This is a genomic window from Bacillus sp. 05T31, assembly GCF_056396725.1.
On record NZ_JBFTMA010001147.1, the window covers coordinates 1 to 814 of the forward strand.

Consider the following 814-nt stretch of genomic DNA (forward strand, 5'->3'; position numbering starts at 1 on the left):
ATCTAACTCTTCTGGCTCGGGAATTGTTACTGTAATTTCATCATTTCCTTTTACTTTATAATTCCCTTTAACTGATTTTCCATTTACTGTCACAACAGCATCTTTAATCCATTGCTGCACTTGTGAACGTGACCATTCACTGTTTATTTCTGCAACGAATTTATCAATTCGCTCGCTTTTTTGTTCTTCTGCAACTGTTACTTGTACTACTTCACTCATTCAATTACTCCTTCGCTTTCTTTCCTTCTAATACTGTTTGAATAATAATTAATACAACTCCAATACATAATGCTGAGTCAGCTATATTGAATACCGGATAGTTGTACGAGAAAATATACACGTGAATGAAATCCACTACTTCTTGTCTAAATACACGATCAATAAAATTGCCAATTGCTCCGCCTAAAATTAGACCTAATGAAATACCTAGAAGCTTGTCCGTTTTCGCATATTTTTTCATATAAAATACGATAAATGCTACGAAAATGACTGTAATAATGTAGAAAAACCACATTTTATTTTCTAAAATACCCCAGGCAGCTCCTCTATTTCGATGAGATGTTATGTATAATACATTATCGATAATCGGAATGCTCGTACCCAATTCCATGTTCTTTACAATTAGCCACTTCGATATTTGATCGATGGCAATGACAAATAACGCTATTACATAATATATCATTTTCATTTCCCCCACAAAGACAGTGTACCTCAAAATTTTAGCATAGCTGCTACCTTTTCACAATGAACCTTTGTAGAAGAATAAAATAAATTAAAAAAAGGTAACATAATATCGTTGTGCGTATTCATACAT

2 protein-coding genes are annotated in these 814 nt (G+C 32.8%); both read right to left on the minus strand.

The genetic code is table 11. The features are described from left to right. Positions 1–219: S4 domain-containing protein (locus AC1DJR_RS31990; protein WP_477004468.1), on the minus strand; the 219-nt coding region annotated here is incomplete at its 3' end. A 4-nt stretch (positions 220–223) separates the two neighbouring features. After that, a complete protein-coding gene (gene lspA / locus AC1DJR_RS31995) occupies positions 224–682 on the minus strand; it encodes a lipoprotein signal peptidase LspA (protein ID WP_002128849.1) in 459 nt (152 codons plus the stop codon). Positions 683–814: the final 132 nt, after the last annotated feature.

Bases quoted from the DNA above. Each gene is read 5' to 3' on its own strand.
- lspA (WP_002128849.1), bottom strand. From the start codon at position 682: ATGATATATTATGTAATAGCGTTATTTGTCATTGCCATCGATCAAATA.